16 protein-coding genes are annotated in these 15,917 nt (G+C 57.3%); 9 read left to right on the top strand and 7 right to left on the bottom strand.

Annotated elements, in window-relative coordinates:
- Window position 1 precedes the first annotated feature (1 nt).
- The 3 genes from rsmG to VWZ87_RS13635 are packed head-to-tail and all read left to right on the top strand — an operon-like array spanning window position 2 to window position 2,332.
- The gene (gene rsmG, locus VWZ87_RS13645; RefSeq protein ID WP_416534342.1) at window positions 2-616 is read left to right on the top strand and encodes a 16S rRNA (guanine(527)-N(7))-methyltransferase RsmG; all 615 of its coding nucleotides are present in this window, start codon (window positions 2-4) and stop codon (window positions 614-616) included.
- Window positions 609-1,418, top strand: coding sequence for a ParA family protein (locus VWZ87_RS13640; protein WP_340547121.1), 810 nt, complete (start codon window positions 609-611; stop codon window positions 1,416-1,418). Before rsmG ends, VWZ87_RS13640 begins: the two co-directional genes overlap by 8 nt.
- 20 nt (window positions 1,419-1,438) lie before the next feature.
- Window positions 1,439-2,332 (top strand): ParB/RepB/Spo0J family partition protein, encoded by an 894-nt coding sequence (locus VWZ87_RS13635; RefSeq protein WP_416534341.1) that lies wholly within the window; start codon window positions 1,439-1,441, stop codon window positions 2,330-2,332.
- Here the strand turns inward: VWZ87_RS13635 and VWZ87_RS13630 are convergent.
- The 4 genes from VWZ87_RS13630 to rph are packed head-to-tail and all read right to left on the bottom strand — an operon-like array spanning window position 2,322 to window position 5,151.
- Window positions 2,322-2,675 carry a YbaN family protein gene (locus VWZ87_RS13630; protein WP_340547123.1) on the bottom strand — a complete coding sequence of 118 codons (354 nt, stop codon included), beginning with the start codon at window positions 2,673-2,675 and terminating at the stop codon, window positions 2,322-2,324. The two genes, VWZ87_RS13635 and VWZ87_RS13630, sit on opposite strands and share 11 nt — an antisense overlap.
- A 4-nt stretch (window positions 2,676-2,679) precedes the next feature.
- Window positions 2,680-3,834 carry a radical SAM family heme chaperone HemW gene (gene hemW / locus VWZ87_RS13625; protein WP_416534340.1) on the bottom strand — a complete coding sequence of 385 codons (1,155 nt, stop codon included), beginning with the start codon at window positions 3,832-3,834 and terminating at the stop codon, window positions 2,680-2,682.
- Window positions 3,827-4,441, bottom strand: coding sequence for an RdgB/HAM1 family non-canonical purine NTP pyrophosphatase (gene rdgB, locus VWZ87_RS13620; protein WP_416534339.1), 615 nt, complete (start codon window positions 4,439-4,441; stop codon window positions 3,827-3,829). The genes hemW and rdgB overlap by 8 nt, the downstream gene beginning before the upstream one ends.
- Window positions 4,438-5,151 (bottom strand): ribonuclease PH, encoded by a 714-nt coding sequence (rph, locus tag VWZ87_RS13615; protein WP_102855693.1) that lies wholly within the window; start codon window positions 5,149-5,151, stop codon window positions 4,438-4,440. The genes rdgB and rph overlap by 4 nt, the downstream gene beginning before the upstream one ends.
- A 152-nt stretch (window positions 5,152-5,303) precedes the next feature.
- On the opposite strand from rph, the gene hrcA reads away from it, so the two are divergent.
- Together hrcA and VWZ87_RS13605 are read left to right on the top strand one after the other, a co-directional pair.
- Window positions 5,304-6,380 carry a heat-inducible transcriptional repressor HrcA gene (gene hrcA / locus VWZ87_RS13610; RefSeq protein WP_340547126.1) on the top strand — a complete coding sequence of 359 codons (1,077 nt, stop codon included), beginning with the start codon at window positions 5,304-5,306 and terminating at the stop codon, window positions 6,378-6,380.
- Between the two features lie 9 nt (window positions 6,381-6,389).
- The gene (locus VWZ87_RS13605) at window positions 6,390-6,953 is read left to right on the top strand and encodes a nucleotide exchange factor GrpE (RefSeq protein WP_340547127.1); all 564 of its coding nucleotides are present in this window, start codon (window positions 6,390-6,392) and stop codon (window positions 6,951-6,953) included.
- Between the two features lie 103 nt (window positions 6,954-7,056).
- Here VWZ87_RS13605 and mutS read toward each other — a convergent pair whose 3' ends face one another.
- Entirely contained in the window at window positions 7,057-9,672 is a 2,616-nt protein-coding gene (gene mutS, locus VWZ87_RS13600) for a DNA mismatch repair protein MutS (protein WP_416536887.1), read from the bottom strand.
- A 162-nt stretch (window positions 9,673-9,834) separates the two neighbouring features.
- Here mutS and VWZ87_RS13595 point away from each other — a divergent pair, with 162 nt between their 5' ends.
- Window positions 9,835-12,090 (top strand): NADP-dependent malic enzyme, encoded by a 2,256-nt coding sequence (locus VWZ87_RS13595; protein WP_340547128.1) that lies wholly within the window; start codon window positions 9,835-9,837, stop codon window positions 12,088-12,090.
- A 4-nt stretch (window positions 12,091-12,094) separates the two neighbouring features.
- A complete protein-coding gene (locus VWZ87_RS13590; RefSeq protein ID WP_416534338.1) occupies window positions 12,095-12,967 on the top strand; it encodes a ribokinase in 873 nt (290 codons plus the stop codon).
- A 76-nt stretch (window positions 12,968-13,043) separates the two neighbouring features.
- Here the strand turns inward: VWZ87_RS13590 and msrA are convergent, their stop codons facing one another.
- Window positions 13,044-13,709, bottom strand: coding sequence for a peptide-methionine (S)-S-oxide reductase MsrA (msrA, locus tag VWZ87_RS13585; RefSeq protein ID WP_416534337.1), 666 nt, complete (start codon window positions 13,707-13,709; stop codon window positions 13,044-13,046).
- Between the two features lie 144 nt (window positions 13,710-13,853).
- Here msrA and VWZ87_RS13580 point away from each other — a divergent pair, with 144 nt between their 5' ends.
- Both VWZ87_RS13580 and VWZ87_RS13575 read left to right on the top strand, forming a co-directional pair.
- Window positions 13,854-14,762, top strand: a complete 909-nt coding sequence (locus VWZ87_RS13580; RefSeq protein WP_416534336.1) for a D-amino acid aminotransferase — start codon at window positions 13,854-13,856, stop codon at window positions 14,760-14,762.
- A complete protein-coding gene (locus VWZ87_RS13575; RefSeq protein WP_340547131.1) occupies window positions 14,762-15,475 on the top strand; it encodes an HAD family hydrolase in 714 nt (237 codons plus the stop codon). Before VWZ87_RS13580 ends, VWZ87_RS13575 begins: the two co-directional genes overlap by 1 nt.
- A gap of 98 nt (window positions 15,476-15,573) precedes the next feature.
- Here the strand turns inward: VWZ87_RS13575 and VWZ87_RS13570 are convergent, their stop codons facing one another.
- Complete coding sequence (locus VWZ87_RS13570; protein WP_416534335.1) at window positions 15,574-15,858, bottom strand: SCP2 sterol-binding domain-containing protein; 285 nt, start codon at window positions 15,856-15,858, stop codon at window positions 15,574-15,576.
- Window positions 15,859-15,917: the final 59 nt, after the last annotated feature.

The raw sequence follows: 15,917 nt of genomic DNA, 5'->3' as shown, positions 1-15,917 counted from the left end.
GATGACTGAAATGCAAATTGGAAAGTCATATGTTTCACGTGAAACATATGATCGCCTTAAGCATTATGAAAGTTTGGTAAAGAAGTGGTCTCCCAAGATCAATCTCGTAGCAAAATCCACTCTGGACAGTGTTTGGGACAGGCATATCGTCGACTCTATCCAGATTTGTGAGCTGACTGAGTTTCCGAAGACCTGGGTCGATATCGGCAGCGGCGGCGGCTTTCCTGGGGTGGTTGTGGCGATCATTGCAGCGGAGCGGGCGCCTGATTGTTCGATCACGCTGATTGAAAGCGATCAAAGGAAATGCGCCTTTCTACGCACGGCTATTAGGGAATGCGGCGCGACGGCAAAAGTGGTTTCTGAGAGAATTGAAAAGGTTCCCTCAATCGGCGCCGATGTCATGTCTGCCCGCGCTCTGGCTGATCTGACGACTCTTCTTGGTTTTGCCGAACATCATCTTCATCCCGGTGGAATTGCTTTGCTTTCCAAAGGAGTGCAATGGAAAAAAGAAGTGGATAACGCGAGGAGCCAATGGCAATTCGACCTGAAATCTACTAGTAGTTGGACTGAACCCGAGGCGGTTATACTAGAAATCAGGGGAGTGACGCGTGTCTGATTTGTCCCGGCCGGCTGGGCCTCGTATTATTGCAGTCGCCAACCAAAAGGGCGGAGTTGGAAAAACCACGACAGCAATCAATTTGGCGGCGGCCTTGGTAGAAACCGGCTACAGGGTTTTGGTGGTCGATCTTGATCCGCAAGGAAACGCGTCTACAGGTTTAGGTATCGAAGCAGCCGACCGAACCCATACGACATATGATCTTCTCGTTGATGATGTCGCATTGAGCGATGTCATTCGAGAGACTGAGATCGAAGATCTTTGCATTATTCCTGCTACCGTCGATCTGAGTTCGGCTGATATCGAGCTTTTCACCAATGAGAAGCGCAGCTTCCTGCTGCACGATGCACTTCGTCAGCCGGCAATGGATGAATACGACTGGGATTATATCCTGATCGACTGCCCACCATCGCTGAACCTATTGACGGTCAATGCTATGGTGGCTTCGGATTCGGTTCTCGTTCCTTTGCAGAGTGAGTTCTTTGCTCTGGAAGGGGTGTCTCAGCTGATGTTGACCATCCGTGAGGTGCGTCAAACCGCCAATCCCAATCTTCGTATTGAGGGAATTGTCCTTACCATGTTTGATCGCCGGAATAATCTGTCTCAGCAGGTTGAGCAAGACGCTCGCGGTCATTTGGGGGAGTTGGTATTCGAAACGAAGATCCCTCGTAACGTACGTGTCAGTGAGGCGCCGTCTTATGCGCTGCCGGTGCTGAACTACGACACAAACTCGCTTGGGGCGAATGCGTATCGCGCCCTTGCAGAAGAACTGATTGCGAGACATCAGAAACTCGCAGCCTGACCACAGCTGGAGGCGCAGTAATGTCAGAAAAGAAAAACAAACCCAGAGGATTGGGAAGAGGCTTGTCAGCTCTAATGGCGGATGTGAACCCGGAACCTGTTAGCACAGAAAAACAGGCAGTCAGAAGCACCGAAGTCATGGTGCCGATCGAAAAAGTAATCGCGAACCCGGATCAGCCGCGTCGCCAGTTCCTGCAGGAGGATTTGGACGATCTGACGGCGTCAATCAGGGAAAAGGGCGTACTGCAGCCGCTGATCGTGCGCCCGCGCCCAGGCAGTCAATACGAGATTGTTGCCGGCGAACGTCGTTGGCGTGCCGCGCAAGGCGCTCAGCTGCACGAGGTCCCAGTTATTATTCGGGATTACTCGGATGTCGAGATGATGGAAGTCGCCATTATCGAAAACATTCAGCGGTCCGACCTAAATGCGATGGAAGAGGCGCAGAGCTATAAACAGCTTATGGATAAATTTGGCCATACCCAGGAGAAAATGGCCGAGGCATTAGGGAAGAGCCGTAGTCACATTGCAAATCTCGTCCGGCTGTTGCATTTGCCGGATGATGTTCAGACCTTGGTTCAGGAGCGCCGCCTGTCGGCCGGTCATGCTCGTGCTCTGATCACCTCAGACAACGCGTCAGAGCTCGCCAAGAAAATCGTCAAGGGCGGTCTGTCGGTTCGCGCAACTGAGGCTCTGGTGAAGAAGGATGCAGCGGGTCTTCAGGCTGCGACCTCTCGCTCGGCGAAGAAGTCTGCAGAGAAGGATGCCGATACCCGTGCGTTGGAAGCTGATCTATCAGCTGCCTTGCGTATGAAGGTGTCGATTGACCATCGTACTGGTGGCGAGAGCGGGGTTGTGTCTATCAGCTACGCGTCTCTGGATGAGTTGGATGATCTTTGCGGACGTCTCAGCCGTTAGGGCGCGTCCAAATAAAGACCATCACTGCGCTTAGGACAATGGCCTGGATGATCAGGACATGTGAAGGGGCAGACAGCAGAATGGATAGGCTGAAAACGGCGGCAACCGATAGGGTTGCCGCTTTTTTTGCGGCCGGGCGAATCGCTCCTCTTTCGTGCCAGTCCTGAATCATGGGGCCGAATAAGCGGTGACTGATGATCCAGTCATGCAGGCGCTCGGAAGAGTTGGCAAAGAAGAAGCTTGCAAGAAGAAGGAAGGGGACTGTGGGCAGAAGTGGGAGGGCAACACCCAGTAGCGCCAGGCCAACACAGAGCATTCCGAGCGTGGCGTATAGAACCCTCATTCGATCACTCCACCAACAGTTCGCGGAGGACCGCATTCAAGACTGCACGACCGGAATCGGTTGCCCGCAGACGGTTGCCCGAAATCTCGATCATACCGATATCTGCCAAGTCTGAGATACGTTCAGCAGGAAGTGATCGGCCGGAGATTTCCTGAAAACGATCACTATCTAGCCCCTCGACAAGCCGCATGCCCATCATCATGTATTCGGCGCTAGACTCTTCTGATGTCAATTGCGTGCGGCTGGTCTCACCAGTTGTGCGTTCGGCGGCATTGAGCCAGGCACCGGGTTGAAGATAGGTTTCAGTAGCATATCGCTGACCTCCAATGGTGAGGCGTCCATGGGCGCCCGGACCAATACCAAGGTAATCACCATACCGCCAATAGATCAGATTGTGTCGGGACTCCGCACCGGGGCGTGCATGATTGGAGATTTCATAAGCGGGCAAGCCATGACTGTCGCAGATATCTTGTGTCGCTAGATACATGTCTGCTGCGTTGTCATCACTGGGAAGATCCCGCAGCTTGCCCTTGGCATAGCGATCCCCAAAGGCGGTACCTTCCTCAATTGTCAGCTGGTACAGGGAAAGATGATCAATGGCCATCGACAGGGCCTGATCAAGCTCCTGTCGCCAGTCGGTGAGCGTTTGGCCCTGTCGGGCATAGATCAGATCGAAACTGACTCTGTCAAAGCAGTTTCGAGCCACATCAAACGCCTTCTGCGCCTCGGCGACGTTGTGCAAACGCCCCAAGCGGCGTAGGTCATCGTCGTTAAGTGACTGAATACCCATAGAAATCCGATTGACCCCGGCATCTCGGTAGCCAGCAAAGCGACCGGCTTCGACCGAGGTCGGATTTGCTTCAAGCGATATCTCTATGTCATTGGAAAACGGCCATATTTCACGCGCCGTTTCGATGATGGAGGCGACAGTATCCGGATGCATCAGCGACGGCGTACCGCCTCCGAAGAAGATAGTGTTCAAGACACGACCAGAAAGCTCTGGAGCAGCGCGCAGCATCTCTGCGCGATAGGCGGCGGCCCATCTGGTTTGGTCAATCTGCGCCGTGACATGGCTGTTGAAATCGCAGTAGGGGCATTTGGCCTGGCAGAACGGCCAGTGGATATAAAGCCCAAAACCCCCGTTGCGCCAATCATCCACCGAAACAAGCCTCGACGAATTTAGCAACGGCCTGGCCGCGGTGGCTGATCTTGTTCTTTGCCCAGCGATCCATTTCGGCGCAGGTCTGATCATGACCATCAGGTTGGAACATTGGGTCGTAGCCAAAGCCGTCCTTGCCCCGAATGGGCCAGACGAGTTGTCCGGGCATCACACCTTCGAATACCTCATCATGACCATCTGGCCAGGCCAGAACCAAAGTGCAGCGGAATTGGGCGAGCCGCGGGTGGGGGGCTTGTTTCGATTCCAGTTCGTTATGGGCACGCGTCATTGCCATCATGAAATCGCGTCCGTCACCGGTTTCTGCCCAGTCGGCAGTATACACTCCGGGGGCGCCGTCGAGCGCATCAATGGTGATACCCGAGTCATCGGACAGGGCGGGTAGGCCGGTCGCCTTTGCGGCGGCATGGGCCTTGATCCGCGCATTTCCGACAAAGGTATCTTCTGTCTCGGCCGGCTCGGGCAGGTCCATTTCGCCGGCACCAATTACCGTGACGCCAAACGGCTGGAGGAGATGCTTCATCTCCTCCAGCTTGCCTTTGTTGTGTGTGGCGACAAGCAGGCGGTCGCCGGCAAACTTGCGTGTCATGCGCAGGCTGCCTTTTGCATCTCGGCCAGTTCAGCGGTGCCTTTGGTCGCCAAATCCATCAGGGTGTTCAATTGCTCACGGCTGAACATTGATCCTTCGGCGGACATCTGGACTTCGATCAACTGGCCCGATCCAGTCATGATGAAATTGCCATCGACGCCGGCTTCGGAATCCTCCGGGTAGTCGAGATCCAGGACAGGCTGGCCTGCATAGATACCGCAGGAAACGGCCGCGACGGGATCAACAAGCGGGTCTATCTTGACCTCACCTGTCTTCATCAGTTTGTTCACTGCAAGCCGCAATGCCACCCAACCACCGGTGATCGACGCACAGCGCGTGCCGCCGTCTGCCTGGAGGACATCGCAGTCGATGCTGATCTGCCGTTCGCCAAGCGCGACGCGGTCAACACCTGCGCGCAGTGCACGACCGATGAGGCGCTGGATTTCGACAGTGCGGCCACCCTGTTTGCCCATTGCGGCTTCACGGCGCATACGGGTGTTCGTGGCGCGGGGCAGCATCCCATATTCTGCGGTGACCCAGCCCAACCCGGTGCCTTTGATAAAGGGCGGAACGCGGTCCTCGATGGTTGCGGTACACAGCACATGGGTGTCGCCCATTTTGATCAGGCAGGACCCTTCGGCGTGTTTGGTGAAGCCTGTTTCGATGGAAACGGCGCGCATTTGGTTCAAGTCTCGTCCAGAGGGTCGCATGGGTCATCCTTTGTTTGCTTACCAATCGGGATAGCGCCCGCAGGGTTGACGATGCAAGCATGATTGACCTTTTGATGCTGCGCTCTTTAATGACAAGGGTAGGGGCGGGCAAAGCCTTGCGCAGAAACGGCAGCGACCACACATAGAGTGCGATGAACAGCAGTAGTGACATTCTGAAGGATATGAACGACCGGTCGCGGGACGTGTTCCGCGCTGTTGTGGAATCCTATCTTGAGACGGGAGATCCGGTTGGCAGCCGTACCCTGACGCGCTCCCTGAACGAGAAGGTAAGCGCCGCCACGGTGCGTAACGTGATGCAGGATCTGGAGCATCTGGGGTTGCTGAACAGTCCGCACACCAGTGCCGGGCGGGTGCCAACACAGGTCGGTTTGCGGATGTTTGTTGATGGTCTGTTGGAGGTCGGTGATCTCAATAATCAGGATCGTCAAAAAATTGATGAAACCATGGGCACGAATTCCGGGACCGGGTCCGCAGGCCTTGCAGGTATGTTGGATCGTGTAGGCTCCGCGCTGTCAGGCGTGACACGGGGAGCATCTCTAGTGCTGACGCCCAAGCACGAGGCGGAGATCCGGCACATCGAATTCGTCACCCTGGCCCATGATCGCGCTCTGGTCGTGCTGGTGTTCTCAGACGGCCACGTGGAAAATCGTCTGTTCACGCCACCGCCGGGGCAAACGCCAAGTTCGATGCGGGAGGCGGCGAATTTTCTGAACGCTTTGATCGAAGGGCGCACATTGGGCGATGTGCGCGGTGCGATACAGGAAGAGATCAAGGCCCGTCAGCAGCAGATCGACGTTCTGGCCCGTGAAATGATCGAAAGCGGTCTGGCGGCCTGGGAGGATGAGGGCAGCGATACGGCGCGACTGATTGTGCGCGGCCGGGCGAATCTGCTGTCGGAAGGGGGGGCGGCTGAGGAGCTGGACCGGATCCGAAACCTGTTTGATGACCTCGAACGGAAGCGCGATATCGAGGAGTTTCTCCAGCTGACCGAGGATGGCGAAGGTGTGCGCATTTTTATCGGTTCGGAGAACAAACTTTTTTCACTTTCGGGTTCCTCTTTGGTGGTGTCTCCCTATATGAACGCGGATCGAAAGATCATTGGTGCGGTGGGTGTCATTGGCCCGACCCGCCTGAATTACGGCCGGATCGTGCCGATTGTGGACTATACGGCGCAACTGGTCGGGAAGCTTCTTTCCGACCGGACTTAGAGGTGAAATATGGCAGAGCCCAAGAACGACGATTTTTTGGACGACATCACAGAAGCCGAAGCGGAAGAGCTCTCTGCGCAGACTGAAGAATATGATGATGCTGCACTGGAATTGGACAGCCTGCGTGCCGAACGGGATGAACTGAAAGACCGTTTCATGCGCGCGCTGGCGGATGCGGAAAACGCCCGCAAGCGCGGCGACAAGGCGCGTCGCGAAGCTGAGCAATACGGTGGGTCCAAACTGGCACGTGACATGCTGCCGGTATACGATAACATGAAACGCGCGATTGAAGCGGCGACCGATGAGCAGCGTGAAGTTTCTGCAGCGCTGATCGAAGGCGTCGAACTCACCATGCGGGCGCTGCTCGGCGTGTTTGAAAAACATGGTATGCAGGTGATCGCGCCGGAAGTGGGCGATAGATTTGACCCGCAGGTGCATGAAGCCATGTTCGAAGCTCCGGTTCCGGGAACCAAAGCCGGCGATATCATTCAGGTATCTGCCGAAGGGTTCATGTTGCACGACCGTCTTCTGCGCCCCGCGCAGGTTGGCGTGTCTTCGACACCGGCAGGTTGATACCGGCGGTCGTAGGCGGGCCTATGGCCCGTGCCTGCGGCGCGAGTATTTTTGGAAAGATGACAAGCGGCCCTTGGTGATCCAAGCTGGCCGCTTTTCGATGTCAGCTCGCGGCCTCCTTCAGGCGGTAGAGTGCCTCCAGCGCCTCTCTTGGTGAGAGATCGTCGGGGTGGATGTCACCCAGGAGCTGTTCCAATTGTGACGGGCCTGCCGGAGCTTTCGGTTGCGGAGGCGGGGCGGCTGCAAACAGCGGCAAATCGTCGATCTGAATTTTGCCGGCGCCACTGCGGCTGCCTTCCTCCAGCATGTCGAGCACATCGCGGGCCCGGGTGACAACGCTTGCCGGGAGCCCTGCGAGCTGGGCCACCTGTACCCCGTAGGAGCGATCTGCTGCGCCTTTCTTCACTTCGTGAAGGAAGATTACATCGCCTTCCCATTCCTTGACTGAAACCGTGGCATTCTCGACGCCAGGCAATTTGCCGGCGAGCTGGGTCAGCTCGTGATAATGGGTGGCAAACAGCGCCCGGGCTCGGTTGACCTCATGCAGGTGTTCCAGTGTTGCCCAGGCAATCGAGAGGCCGTCATAGGTTGCGGTGCCGCGTCCGATTTCATCGAGGATCACCAGCGCCCGGTCATCCGCCTGATTGAGGATTGCTGCGGTTTCGACCATTTCCACCATAAAGGTTGACCGGCCCCGTGCGAGATCGTCTGAGGCACCGACACGGCTGAACAATTGGCTGATCAGTCCGATATGAGCGCTGTCGGCGGGTACATAGCTGCCGATTTGCGCGAGTATGGCGATCAAGGCATTCTGGCGCAGAAAGGTTGATTTGCCGGCCATATTCGGGCCGGTCAGCAACCAGATCGCGGCACCACCGTTGGCCGTGAGTGCACAGTCATTTGCCACAAATGAAGTCCCACCCTGCTGGCGCAGGGCCTGTTCCACAACTGGGTGCCGTCCACCGGTGATGTCAAAGGCTCGGGAGTTATCAACCGATGGTCGTTGCCAGTTCTCACCTAGGGCCAGATCGGCAAGCGCTGTAACAAGATCCAGTTCCGCCAACCCGCGCGCGGCAGCATTCAATCTCGCGGCATGGTCGAGAATAGCGCAGGAAAGCCTTGTATAGAGCCGTTTCTCTATTTCCAAGGCGAGGTTGCCCGCGTTCAGGATGCGTGTTTCGATCTCACTGAGTTCGACAGTGGTGAAACGCACCTGATTGGCGGTGGTCTGGCGATGAATATATGTCTCTGACAATGCGGCAGAGAGCATTTTCTCGGCATGGGTTGCCGTGGTTTCAATGAAGTAGCCCAGCACATTATTGTGCTTGATCTTCAACGAGGTGATACCGGTGTGGTCCGAGTATTTCTTTTGCATGGCCGCAATGACGGAGCGCCCTTCGTCGCGCAGCGTGCGGGCTTCGTCCAGATCGCTGTCGTAGCCTTCGGCAATGAAACCGCCGTCGCGCGCCAAAAGTGGCGGTTCTGCGATCAGCGCTGCGTCAAGGAGGGGGAGGAGATCATCAAACCCGGTCAGGCCAGCGAGTGCGTGCTGCAACAGCTCAGGCATCTCCATCGTCGCGCAGAGATTGGAAATCGCCTCCGCCTGGATCAGCGTATTGCGTACGGCGGCGAGGTCTCGGGGGCCGCCACGCTCAAGCGCAAGGCGGGAGAGTGCCCGATCAAGATCAGGTGTCTTGCGCAGGGTGGCCCTCAGAGATTGGGCCAGCTGCGTTTGCTCGACGATGAAGTCCAGAGACGCCAACCGCGCTCTGATCACATCGAGATTGCGGGAGGGGCTGGACAGCCGTTGTTCGAGCAGACGCCCACCGGCGGGCGTCACCGTGCGATCAACCACTGAAAGCAACGAGCCGCTTCGCCCCCCGGTCATCGAGCGGGTGAGTTCCAGGCTGCGGCGGGTTGCGGCGTCAATCTGCACGACGCGGTCTTCGGCTTCCTGTACCGGTGGCTGAAGGAGGGGCAATTTGCCCTTCTGGGTGATATCAAGATAGTCGATCACCGCGCCCATCGCCGAAATCTCGGCGCGGCTGAAGGTGCCGTATGCCTCGAGCGTCGAGACCTTGAACAGATCACAGATACGTTTCTCAGCGGCGCTGCTGTCGAAGCTGGACTTGGCCAATGGGGTCACGGGGATCTGGTGGTCGTCAGCTATGGGACGCAGATGATCCAGCGCTGGGCCATCAGCCACAATCAGTTCGGAAGGGGCCAGACGCGCCAGTTCGGGCGATAGTCGCACGGCCGCGACCGGCATCACGTGAAATGCACCCGTCGAGATATCGGCCCAGGCAAGCGCCGCCTGGTCGCGCAATTCGCAATAGGCGGTCAGAAAGTTATGACGACGCGCCTCCAGCAGGGAATCCTCGGTGATGGTGCCGGGTGTGACCAGTCGCACCACATCGCGTTTCACAACGGATTTGGACCCGCGTTTCTTGGCCTCTGCGGGGCTTTCGAGCTGTTCACCGACCGCCACGCGAAAGCCTTTGCGGATCAGCGTCAACAGGTATCCCTCCGCCGCATGGACGGGCACGCCGCACATCGGGATATCCTCGCCTTCGTGTTTACCGCGTTTGGTCAGCGCAATGTCGAGCGCTTCGGCAGCGTTTACGGCATCGTCGAAGAACATCTCGTAGAAATCACCCATGCGGTAGAACAGGAGGGCATCCGGGTACTGCGCCTTGATGTCGAGGTATTGGGCCATCATCGGCGTGACTGTGGACAAAGTTCGGCTCCATAAAATGGGGGATTTGGTTGGCGCGACCTTACAAATCAGGCGACTGCGACGAAAGGTGAAAACGCAACTTCGTTGAGATGATGCGCGTGCTGAGCTATGACGCTTGGGACAGTGAGAGGACACCCAAAGCCAATGCCCAAAGCCAAGATTACCAACGAAGAGGCGCTTGCCTTCCATCTGGAACCGACACCCGGAAAATGGGAGATCAACGCAACTGTCCCGATGACCACGCAGCGCGATTTGTCGCTGGCTTACTCGCCCGGTGTAGCTGTGCCCTGCGAGGCGATCGCGGCGAACCCGGAGACGGCTTATGATTATACGAACAAGGGCAACCTTGTGGCCGTGATCTCCAACGGGACCGCGGTGCTGGGTTTGGGAAATCTGGGTGCGCTTGGATCCAAACCGGTAATGGAGGGCAAGTCGGTCCTGTTCAAACGATTTGCGGATGTGAATTCCATCGACATCGAGTTGGACACCGAGGATCCGGATGAGTTCATCAAGGCGGTGCGCCTGATGGGGCCGACGTTTGGCGGGATCAATCTTGAGGATATCAAGGCGCCGGAGTGTTTCATTATCGAGCAGAAGCTCAAGGAAGAGATGGATATCCCGGTCTTCCATGATGATCAGCACGGCACCGCTGTGATCTGCGCGGCCGGCCTGATCAATGCACTGCATATCTCTGGCAAGAAAATCGAGGATGTGAAGATCGTCCTCAATGGTGCCGGAGCTGCCGGCATTGCCTGTATCGAGCTCCTGAAAGCTATGGGCGCGCGGCATGAGAACTGTATCGTCTGTGATACCAAGGGCGTGATTTATCAGGGGCGCACCGAAGGTATGAACCAGTGGAAGTCAGCCCACGCCGTCAAGACGGAACTGCGCTCCCTGGAAGAGGCCATGAAGGACGCGGATGTGTTCCTTGGCGTTTCTGTCAAAGGGGCGGTGACACAGGACATGGTAAAATCCATGGCCGACAATCCGGTGATTTTTGCGATGGCAAACCCGGATCCGGAGATTACACCGGAAGAAGCCCATGAAGTGCGCGTTGATGCTATCGTCGCCACAGGCCGATCAGACTACCCCAATCAGGTGAACAACGTGCTGGGGTTCCCATATCTGTTCCGCGGCGCACTGGATATTCATGCGCGCGCCATCAACGACGAGATGAAAATTGCCTGCGCCCATGCTCTGGCAGGTCTTGCGCGTGAGGATGTGCCGGATGAGGTGGCGCTGGCCTATGGGAAATCGCTGTCCTTTGGCCGTGACTACATCATCCCGACTCCCTTTGATCCGCGTTTGATCCATCGCATTCCGCCAGCAGTTGCCAAGGCTGGTATGGACACTGGTGTCGCGCGTCGGCCGATCATAGATATGGATGCCTATGAGCACGGCCTGCGTGGTCGGATGGATCCGACTCAGTCGATCCTTCGCGGATTGAACGCGCGTGCACGCGCAGCGCAATCGCGGATGATCTTTGCCGAAGGTGACGATCCCCGCGTCTTGCGTGCGGCGGTGATGTATCAACGCTCCGGCTTTGGTAAGGCGCTGGTTGTTGGACGCCCCGATGATGTGCGTAGCAAGCTGGAAACAGCCGGGCTGGGGGATGCGGTTCGTGAGTTGGAAATCGTGAACGCGGCCAATACTCAGCATTTCGAAACCTATAAGGACTTTCTTTATGAGCGGCTGAATCGCAAGGGATTTGACCGTAAGGATGTTCACCGGCTGGTTGGCCGTGATCGCCATGTGTTCTCGGCCCTGATGCTTGCGCATGGGCATGGTGACGGCTTGGTCACCGGGGCGACGCGGAAGTCGGCGCATGTGCTGGACCAGATCAACCATGTGTTTGATGCGGATGCGACAAATGGATCGGCTGGTGTGACCGCACTGCTGCACAAGGGTCGTATCGTTCTGATCGGTGATACATTGGTGCATGAATGGCCGGATGAGAATGATCTCGCCAATATCGCCGAACATGCGGCCGGGGTGGCCCGTCATATGGGCCTGGAGCCACGGGTTGCGTTTGTGAGCTTCTCGACCTTTGGCTATCCGGTCTCCGAACGGGCCGAGAAAATGCACATCGCGCCGGCAGTTCTGGACAAGCGCGGCGTTGATTTTGAGTACGAAGGCGAAATGACGGTCGACGTGGCGCTGAACGCCAAGGCACAGGAGGCATATCCGTTCCAGCGTCTCACTGGTCCGGCCAATATCCTGATCGTGCCTGCGCGGCACTCTGCGTCGATCTCGGTCAAGTTGATGCAGGAAATGGGGGGCGCTACAGTTGTTGGTCCAATCCTGTCCGGTGTTGATAAACCGATCCAGATCTGCTCCACCACGTCGACTGCAAACGACATTCTGAACATGGCGGTTCTGGCTGCCTGCAACATCGGGTGATTTCATGGCGATCTGGAATTTGGGCTCAATCAACGCCGACATGATCTATGCGCTGCCTCACATGCCAGCTGCGGGGGAAACTCTTGCGGCGGAGGGGCTGGAGCAGTTCCTGGGCGGAAAGGGAGCAAATATGTCTGTGGCCGCCGCGCGCGCAGGCAGTCATGTCTGCCATCTTGGCGCGGTCGGACCGGACGGGGCCTGGGCCGTCACGCGGTTGTTGGAATATGGCGTCGACACGCGCCATATTGCGCAGCTGGAGGTGCCGACCGGCCATGCAATCATCGCGGTTGATCCGTCGGGCGAGAACCAGATTATCCTGTTTCCCGGGGCCAACCGTCAGATCGGCGAAGATCAGGTCGGCTCTGCGTTGTCAGAGGCGAGTGCGGGCGACATTTTGGTGATGCAGAACGAGACCAACATGCAGGCCGAGGCTGCACGAATGGGTCGCGATCTTGGCCTGAAGGTTGCCTATGCCGCCGCGCCTTTTGATGCAGAGGCAGTCCAGGCGGTCCTGCCGTATCTCGACTATCTGTTCCTGAACGAGGTCGAAGCTGAACAGCTGCGTGAAGCGACCGGCAAGACGCCCGAAGCGCTGGGCGTGTCAGATGTTATCGTTACTCTGGGGTCCAAGGGCGCGCGCCATTATGCGTGCGAGAGTGGTGAAACCCACGATGTTGCAGCGCATTCGGTTGTTCCGGTCGACACAACGGGTGCCGGAGATACCTTCACGGGGTATGTGCTCTCGGGATTGGACCGTGGCATGCCGATGGCGCAGGCCTTGGCGCAGGCCAGTCGCGCAGCTGCATTGATGGTCACCCGCAAAGGCACCGCCGATGTGATCCCCGACCTGAAAGAGGTGCAAGACGCAAGTTTCTGACGACAGTAATCAGTCAACATGAAAAAGGCGCGGGTTCCACCGCGCCTTTTTCGTGCAGTTATCCATGGTGCCGCACCTAGTGCTGCTTGGCAAAAGGCGCTGCGGCCCCCCATAGCTGCAAGACCCTTGCATCGCGACCACAGGCCTGCCGATATCGCTTATACGCCTCCGATTGACGTTTGGGACCAAATCGCGTGAGCACCAGCCGGTTCCCTTTGTAATAATCCTGATGGTAGGCATCGGCGGGATAGAATGCCGTTGCGGGAAGGATCGGTGTGACGATGGCCTGACCGAGTTCTGCTTGCGCCTTGGCCTTGGCAGCCTCTGCGGCAGATTTCTGATCCGATCCAGAGACGAATATGGCCGTTCTGTAGCTGTCGCCGCGGTCGCAGAACTGACCACCGGCATCTGTCGGATCAACTGACCTCAGGAACATGGACAGCAACTGCTGGCGCGTAACTTTTTGGGGGTCAAACCGGATTTGAACCGCTTCGTAGTGACCGGTGCCGCCGGCGGTGACCTGTTTGTACGTAGGTGATGGCACGCTGCCGCCCGTGAAGCCGGATACTGCCGAGAGAACACCTGGAACGCTTTCAAAATCGCTTTCCACGCACCAGAAGCAGCCACCCGCCACGGTCAGGGTTTCGACGTTCTGGGCATGGGCCTGATGACCTTTCAAGGCCACGGCCAGCACCATGAACAAGGTCAGTACGATTGGTCTAAGGGATTTGGTCGAACGCATCATGGCCTCCATCGTTGCTCTACTGTGGCTCGGGGCTCTTTCGGGCTCAATCACATGACATGGTTTGTCACGGCTTGGTGACGGGAAGTTACCGCTTGGAAATGGGATCCAATGCTTCTAGCGTGCGCCTCGCAGGAGGAGCAGATGACCAAGAAAATGAGTACGCACCAAGCGGAAGAAGATCAGCGCAACGAAGAGATCCTGATCTATCTGAACGGCGAGATTGTTCCGAAAGCTGACGCCAAGGTCAGCGTCTATGATAGCGGTTTCATGCTGGGTGACGGCGTTTGGGAGGGGCTGCGCCTCTATGATGGGACCTGGGCCTTCATAGATGAGCATCTGGACCGCCTGTTCGAGGCCGCAAAGGCGATTGATCTGGATATCGGCATGTCCCCTGATCAGGTCAAACAGGTCGTGCTGGACACGCAGAAAGCCAATGGTATGACCACAGATGCCCATGCGCGGCTGATGGTGACACGCGGCGTGAAAACTCGGCCTTTTCAACATCCCTCGCTGTCGCAGCAGGGACCGACCTTCACCATCATCATGGAGCATTCGCGCCCTCACCTGCCGCGCCCGATCCGGCTGGCAACCGTGCCACATCTGCGCGGACTGCCGATGACGCAGGATCCGAAGCTGAATTCGCATTCCAAGCTCAACTGCATCTTGGCCTGTATCGCAGCCGAGAAGGCGGGCGCCGACGAAGGGCTGATGCTGGACGTGAACGGCTTTGTGAACACGACGAACGCCTGCAATTTCTTTATCGTGCGCAAAGGTGAAGTTTGGACCTCGACCGGTGACTACTGCATGAACGGGATCACCCGACAGAAAGTGATCGACCTGTGTCGCGCCAACGACATCCCTGTCTTTGAGCGCAACTATTCACTGGTGGATACCTACGGCGCGGATGAGGCTTTCCTGACCGGAACCTTTGGTGCGCAGACGCCCGTGGGCGAGATTGATGGTCGCCAGATCGGTGAGGGTGCCATGGGGCCTGTGACCGAGCGGATCCGCTCGCTCTACAAGGATCTCATCGCGCGGGAGTGCGCCTGATGCGGATCGCGATGTGGTCAGGGCCGCGCAATCTGTCGACGGCAATGATGTATGCCTTTGGCAATCGCGGCGATTGCGCTGTGGTGGATGAACCTTTTTATGCGGCGTATCTGGCGAAAACGGGACTGGAGCACCCAATGCGCGCCGAGATCCTGGAGAGCCAGCCACAGGAGCCGGCAGCGGTCGTGGATTTGTTGCTGGGGCCGGTCCCGGCTGCAAAACCGTTTTTCTATCAGAAGCACATGACGCAGCATATGATCGAGGGCATACCCCGTGACTGGATGCGTGAGGTCACAAATGTGTTTCTGATCCGCCATCCGGCGCGGGTCATTGCCTCCTACGCGGAGAAACGGGAAAATCCGACGTTGGATGACATAGGGTTTCGCCAGCAGGCGGAATTGCTCGATCTGGTCCAGAGTTGGGGTCAGAGTCCGGTGGTTCTGGACAGCAACGATATTCGCAGAGATCCCGCGCAGATGCTGGAACGGCTCTGTGACAGGATCGAGATGCCGTTTTCCCCGAAGATGCTGTCATGGCCCATGGGCGGACACAAGGACGACGGCATCTGGGCAGCACATTGGTATGGATCTGTCTGGCAGTCGACGAAATTCGCAGGACCAGAAGGACCGTTGCCCGAGGTTCCGGATGAACTGCAACCGGTTCTGCAAGCGGCATTGCCCTATTACGAGCAGCTGCAAACGACAAAGATCTGACGGAAGGGAACCAGGGGGGCGCTGCCCCCTCGCGCCTGCGGCGCTTCACCCCCGGAGTATTTTTTGGAAAGATGACAGGCCGCAGGGCTGCGCCGTGATCAGCCGATCAGCTTGCCCAGTTTCATTGCCACCCCCATATCACCTGAAATCTTCAGTTTGCCCATCATCACGCCAGTCATCGGGTTCAGTTTTCCGGTGAGCAGCTTCTTCAGGTTTTCGGTACTGATGCGGATGGTGCAGTCGGTGTCACGGTTTTCTGTCGTGGCATCGCCATCTGCGAGAACGATGACGCCATCGTCGCCGCAATCGAATTTCAACGAACCGTCAAAGTTTTTCCCGGTCAGCCCGGCGCGGATACCATCCGCCAGCGGTTGAAGTGCCATCGTCTCCCCCTCGGTATCTTTGCGCTAAGGGTTAGGCATCCGTCTGTCAGCAGGCAAGG

Source organism: Phaeobacter sp. JH20_37, assembly GCF_048056015.1.
In the GTDB taxonomy this organism is placed as follows: Bacteria; Pseudomonadota; Alphaproteobacteria; order Rhodobacterales; family Rhodobacteraceae; genus Phaeobacter; species Phaeobacter bryozoorum.
This window is presented reverse-complemented; position numbering and strand designations above follow the sequence as displayed.

Coding starts and splice junctions, on each gene's coding strand:
- VWZ87_RS13605 (WP_340547127.1), top strand. CDS start 6,390: ATGGCAGAGCCCAAGAACGACGATTTTTTGGACGACATCACAGAAGCC.
- rph (WP_102855693.1), bottom strand. CDS start 5,151: ATGCGACCCTCTGGACGAGACTTGAACCAAATGCGCGCCGTTTCCATC.
- VWZ87_RS13580 (WP_416534336.1), top strand. CDS start 13,854: ATGACCAAGAAAATGAGTACGCACCAAGCGGAAGAAGATCAGCGCAAC.
- rsmG (WP_416534342.1), top strand. CDS start 2: ATGACTGAAATGCAAATTGGAAAGTCATATGTTTCACGTGAAACATAT.
- VWZ87_RS13575 (WP_340547131.1), top strand. CDS start 14,762: ATGCGGATCGCGATGTGGTCAGGGCCGCGCAATCTGTCGACGGCAATG.
- VWZ87_RS13570 (WP_416534335.1), bottom strand. CDS start 15,858: ATGGCACTTCAACCGCTGGCGGATGGTATCCGCGCCGGGCTGACCGGG.
- rdgB (WP_416534339.1), bottom strand. CDS start 4,441: ATGACACGCAAGTTTGCCGGCGACCGCCTGCTTGTCGCCACACACAAC.
- mutS (WP_416536887.1), bottom strand. CDS start 9,672: ATGATGGCCCAATACCTCGACATCAAGGCGCAGTACCCGGATGCCCTC.
- hrcA (WP_340547126.1), top strand. CDS start 5,304: ATGAACAGCAGTAGTGACATTCTGAAGGATATGAACGACCGGTCGCGG.
- msrA (WP_416534337.1), bottom strand. CDS start 13,709: ATGCGTTCGACCAAATCCCTTAGACCAATCGTACTGACCTTGTTCATG.
- VWZ87_RS13630 (WP_340547123.1), bottom strand. CDS start 2,675: ATGAGGGTTCTATACGCCACGCTCGGAATGCTCTGTGTTGGCCTGGCG.
- VWZ87_RS13595 (WP_340547128.1), top strand. CDS start 9,835: ATGCCCAAAGCCAAGATTACCAACGAAGAGGCGCTTGCCTTCCATCTG.
- VWZ87_RS13590 (WP_416534338.1), top strand. CDS start 12,095: ATGGCGATCTGGAATTTGGGCTCAATCAACGCCGACATGATCTATGCG.
- VWZ87_RS13635 (WP_416534341.1), top strand. CDS start 1,439: ATGTCAGAAAAGAAAAACAAACCCAGAGGATTGGGAAGAGGCTTGTCA.